The 4,721-nt window shown below is 43.3% G+C and carries 7 protein-coding genes; 6 read left to right on the top strand and 1 reads right to left on the bottom strand.

The features are described 5' to 3' along the window. Window positions 1-370: hypothetical protein (locus Q0256_RS10565; RefSeq protein ID WP_297962833.1), on the top strand; the 370-nt coding region annotated here is incomplete at its 5' end. Between the two features lie 56 nt (window positions 371-426). On the opposite strand, the gene recO is transcribed toward Q0256_RS10565, so the two are convergent. Next, entirely contained in the window at window positions 427-1,041 is a 615-nt protein-coding gene (gene recO / locus Q0256_RS10570; protein WP_297962836.1) for a recombination protein RecO, read from the bottom strand. A gap of 93 nt (window positions 1,042-1,134) precedes the next feature. Here recO and accD point away from each other — a divergent pair, with 93 nt between their 5' ends. The 5 genes from accD to Q0256_RS10595 all read left to right on the top strand — a co-directional run. Then, a complete protein-coding gene (gene accD / locus Q0256_RS10575) occupies window positions 1,135-2,034 on the top strand; it encodes an acetyl-CoA carboxylase, carboxyltransferase subunit beta (RefSeq protein ID WP_297962838.1) in 900 nt (299 codons plus the stop codon). Next, complete coding sequence (locus Q0256_RS10580; RefSeq protein ID WP_297962840.1) at window positions 2,034-2,486, top strand: 23S rRNA (pseudouridine(1915)-N(3))-methyltransferase RlmH; 453 nt, start codon at window positions 2,034-2,036, stop codon at window positions 2,484-2,486. The genes accD and Q0256_RS10580 overlap by 1 nt, the downstream gene beginning before the upstream one ends. A 9-nt stretch (window positions 2,487-2,495) precedes the next feature. After that, window positions 2,496-2,852 (top strand): RNA polymerase-binding protein DksA, encoded by a 357-nt coding sequence (dksA, locus tag Q0256_RS10585; RefSeq protein ID WP_005872423.1) that lies wholly within the window; start codon window positions 2,496-2,498, stop codon window positions 2,850-2,852. A gap of 2 nt (window positions 2,853-2,854) precedes the next feature. Further along, window positions 2,855-3,856, top strand: a complete 1,002-nt coding sequence (locus Q0256_RS10590) for a hypothetical protein (protein WP_005872422.1) — start codon at window positions 2,855-2,857, stop codon at window positions 3,854-3,856. Window positions 3,857-4,397: 541 nt separating this feature from the next. Beyond that, window positions 4,398-4,721 (top strand): tRNA-dihydrouridine synthase family protein (locus Q0256_RS10595; RefSeq protein ID WP_297962842.1); only part of this gene is annotated, 324 nt, incomplete at its 3' end.

Genomic DNA, 4,721 nt, shown 5'->3' on the forward strand with positions numbered 1-4,721 from the left:
GTTTATAAAAATAGCGCTGCTTCTTTGGCTTTTATTAGCTTTTGTCGCCAACTCATACGATGTAACAATTGGTGAATATATAACTAATGTATTGTGTCTTTTTGTTTTAGCCGCGTCGGGGATTTTTGGAGCAAAGCCTCTTATGCACCTACGCAACGGCAGTCTCAGTTTTTTCGGCTTCCACGATCAGCTTGTGCTTTATAAAGAAAACGCCGAGGTTGAGATACTAAATATTTTGATGGCAAATAAAGAGGAGTATGTGCAGCTACGCGATTATTTCATGCAGACGATGCAAAAAGATATAAGCAATCTTCAACGCACGATGTCGATTTTTAATGAAAAGATAGAATTTAGAAAATTTAAATTTTAAAATTTGATTAGATTATGTATTTTAAAATTTCGTACTAGTTTGCTTTTTTTTTGAGATTAAAATCCCTCTGCTACAATGTCGTAAAGATATCCTACCGTTTCGTCGTTTAAATTTAGCGTCTTTTTGCTTCGTAAAAATTCTAAAATTTCATCTTGCGCGAAGCCTGCTCTTTGCGAACAGCTCTCATGCGCGGGCAAAAAACCGCGGCATAGCGCGATATTTTCTAAAATTTCTTCATCGCATAAAAAACAATATGGCTCGTCGTGCAAGCGTCCCTCAAATTTTAAAATTTCGGCGTAGCTTTCTACGATTATGCGGCGCGGATTTTGTTTGCCAAAGCGTGCAGCAGCGCGGTTTAGCAGCTCGTAATAGAATTTATCCAGATGCTCGGCATCTTTTAGATGTGCGTGTAAAAGCCGCATAAATTGCTGCCAAAATAGCAGCTTCTCGCGGTTTCCGAGCCACGCGTATCCTAGATGCATTACTCCGCTAAGACGCGGCAGGAAGTTTTGATTTTGCGAGAGTTCGAAGTCGATTTTATAGCCCTGGATGATGTTTGAATGGCGCGCGCCGTAAAAGCGATATGCTCGCACGAGCGCGCTTTCGCTCAGTACATCCACGATGCAGTCTTCATCCCTAACCTTGGTCGTTTTTAATATAAATCCTTGCATTTTCCTATTTTAGCGAAATTCACATATAAATTTAAATAAAGAATTTTAGGTTATAATCAGAAGTTTCATTTCATAGAATTTAAAGGAAATCATATGAATTTTGGAGATCTATTTTCAAAAATACGTAGGACGCAACCTACGCCGAGCGAAGCTCCTACGCACTGGATAAAGTGCCCAGGATGCGGCGCGCTGATGTATAGCAAAGAGGTCGAGCAAAATCATAGCGTTTGCCCCAAGTGTAACTATCATCTTCGTTTTGACGCGCAGGCTCGCATCGATCTGATCTGCGACGAAGGCTCTTTCATGGAGTTCGATCAAAATTTACAGCCCGTCGATCCACTAAAATTCGTCGATAAAAAATCCTACAAAAAGCGCATCTCCGAGAGCAAGGAAAAAACAGGCAGGTTCAGCGCGGTGATCGCGGGCGAGGGCGCTATAAGTCGCCAAAAAATTCAGCTCGTGGTGTTTGATTTTAACTTCATGGGCGGAAGTCTGGGTTCTGTAGAGGGCGAAAAGATCGTGCGTGCCGTAAAGCGTAGCCTCGATAAAAACGAGCCGCTAATCATCGTAAGCGCAAGCGGTGGCGCGAGGATGCAAGAAAGCACCTTTTCGCTAATGCAGATGAGTAAAACCTCTGCCGCGCTTAAAATTTTATCCGAGCATAAAATTCCTTTCATCTCCGTTCTTACTGATCCTACGATGGGCGGCGTGAGTGCGTCATTTGCGTGGCTGGGAGATATCATCATCGCAGAGCCCGGCGCTCTCATCGGCTTTGCCGGACAGCGCGTCATCAAGCAAACCATAGGCGCGGATCTGCCGGAGGGCTTTCAAAGATCGGAATTTCTGCTCGAGCACGGACTGATCGATGCTATCGTACCGCGCGGCGAGATGAGGCAGTATCTAAGCGATATAATCAACGTGCTTAGCAAAAACGCCGTGCAGATTGATGATACTAGCGATAAGCCGTTGCACGAAGAGGGAAGCGAAGAGTAGTGCAGATAACGGTAAATTCCATCCAAAAGGGCACGGACGAGTTCGCAGGCGCGATAAGCGATTATAAAAAAATGGCGGCTAAATTTGCCGCGGTGCGAGATGAGACGTTTTTTAATGCTAATATCGCTCGCGCTCAAGCAGCGTCCCGCGAGCTCGCACTTATGGCGTACGATGAAGCTTATCTACCACGCCTTAGCGGATACGTCGTAGCTTTGGATGAGCGCGGACAGGAGCTAGATAGCATGGAATTTGCGAGTATGCTAAAGGATAAAAGCGCCGTGTCGTTTTTCATCGGTGGCGCTTACGGGCTTAGTGAAAATTTTAAGGCAAAAGCCGATAAAATAATCAGTCTTAGCAGGCTTACGTTAGCGCACAAAATCGCTAAACTTTTGCTCTTTGAGCAAATTTTTCGCGCTCTGTGCATTAACACAAACCATCCATATCACAAATAAAGGGAAGTAATGAAGAAAAACGAGTTGAAATTTTACAAGAAAATTTTAGAAGAAAAAAGAGAGCAACTCATCGCCAATATCAATAGCTCTGTAAATGAAATTTCGGAATTGCGCGAAAATAAAGCTGCGGATGATTTTGACGTAGCGAGTATGAATACGGATTTAAGCATCGAATACTCGCTCAATGTTAATCAACAAAAGGCGTTTTTAGAGATCGAAAGTGCGCTGAAGCGCATCGAAAACGGCACTTATGGGCTTTGCGAGAGCTGCGGCGAGCAGATAAGCTTAGAGCGTCTTAAGGTAAATCCAGAGGCGAGATTGTGCATTTCGTGCAAGGAACAGGCGGAAAAGCAAAATAGGAGTTAGCTATGAAAACCAAGCAATTCTTTTTATATTCGATCGTCTATATCGCAATCGTCGCGATTTTAGTTTTTACGCAGCAAAGCAGTAGTTATACACTGGGGCTTTTCGGTTTTACGCTTACGCTTCCTGTGGCAGTGTGGATCGTACTGCCGCTAATTTTATATATGATTTTGGCGATTTTTCATATCGTTTTTCACAGCTTTGCGTTTTACCGCACAAAAAGGGCGATCGCAAAGGATCTAAGCGCATACGATGCGATGAGTAAAGAGGTTTTGCTGGGTCTTGATACCAATAAAGACTTTAAAACCGAGTATTTTAAAGACCCAAGCGAGCTTACTAAAATTTTATCTCCGTGGTACGATAGCACCGGCATAGATGTCAAAAATGAGGATCTAAAAGAGGTCATAGGTGTTATTGAGAAGGTTAAAAACGGCGAAGTGGCGGATCTGCGAAAATATAAACTTCCTAAAGATAACGGACTATTTTTGCAAAATGAGCTCAACCGCCTCGACGCCGAGCCTGCGTATGCGTATGAAATTTTAAAAACCAAGGGCGTTTATAGCGAAAATATCACTAAAAAAGCCTATGCCGTAGCGCTTGCCAAAGGAAGCTACGATAAGATCAAGGCCTATAAAATTCCTCAAGATATAGCCGAGGTAAATATTTTAGTGGATCGCGCGGTGAATGACGCGAGCTTTGAGATCAGTAGCGAGGAGCTTTTCGATCTCGTAAATAATGAAAAATTTAACGAGCAGGATTTTATCGGCTTTGCCAAAAAGCTAAAAAATCATCTCGCTCCAGAGCAATACAAAGCCTTTTTCGAGCGGCTCAAAAACGAGAATCAAGAAGCGACCGAGGCATATCTGTACGCGCTATATGAGCTTGGCATGATCGACGAGTTTAGAGAGCAGCTAAGCCTTGCCGACGGCGACGAGTTTGAGAAGTTTAAAATTCTGCTATTTTTGCGCGACAACGGCAAAAACGTCCCTGCGTCGCTGTTATTTTAGCTCGGTAATTTTACGAGTTCGTTTTATGCGGGTAAGAGAGGCTACTTTTTACGATCTGTGCGGCTATCAAACACAGCCTGCGCGATAAAATTTAAAGTGCGGGTAAAATTCTAACTCGCGCAAATTTGAAATTTCAAAATTTGTCGAAAGAATTAATGCGCGCAAGCGGTAAAATTTAAAAGATTTGTTTGTGTAGTGCGCGTGTAAACGGATTTTGCATTTATGCTATGAAATTTAGAATTTAAACATAAAGCGCAAGACTTGCTAGCTGAATAAAAGTGTTGAAATTTTAAAATCCGCGCGGAGTTTTGCAAGCTGCTTGCTGGGTTCGCCGCGCAAATAAAATTTGGTGGCGATCATCCTTGCTGCCGTTTTGCCGCCACGCAAATTAGCTGAGTTTAAAAATAAAATCGCGCCTAAATGCGAATACCGCAGCCTATGAAATTTAAAATTTTAAAGCTCGCGGCAAAACCCGCTGCAAGCGCTGCGGTGTTAAATTTAAAGGTTTAAATTCAAACGAAATCAAAATGAGAAATTTAAAATGACGGAAGATTTTTTTAAAAGGGACCCTCTATTTTTGGCGCCTTTGGCGGGCTTTTCGGATCCGCCGCTGCGGGGCGTAGTGAAAAAATTCGGCTGCGACGCGACCGTAAGCGAGATGATAAGCGCAAACGCCCTTGTTTTCGAAGGCGAAAAGACGCTAAAGATGCTCGAAAAAAACGCCGCCGAAACCCCATTTTTTGTGCAGATCGCAGGCGGCGATGCTGAAATTATCAAAAAGGCGGTTTTGCTCATCAATAAATTTGAAGGTATCGACGGCATCGATCTAAACTGCGGCTGCCCTGTCCCCAAGGTCGTAAAGCAG

This window comes from uncultured Campylobacter sp., assembly GCF_937949835.1.
GTDB lineage: Bacteria > Campylobacterota > Campylobacteria > Campylobacterales > Campylobacteraceae > Campylobacter_B.

Coding starts and splice junctions, on each gene's coding strand:
- dksA (WP_005872423.1), top strand. CDS start 2,496: ATGAAGAAAAACGAGTTGAAATTTTACAAGAAAATTTTAGAAGAAAAA.
- Q0256_RS10590 (WP_005872422.1), top strand. CDS start 2,855: ATGAAAACCAAGCAATTCTTTTTATATTCGATCGTCTATATCGCAATC.
- accD (WP_297962838.1), top strand. CDS start 1,135: ATGAATTTTGGAGATCTATTTTCAAAAATACGTAGGACGCAACCTACG.
- recO (WP_297962836.1), bottom strand. CDS start 1,041: ATGCAAGGATTTATATTAAAAACGACCAAGGTTAGGGATGAAGACTGC.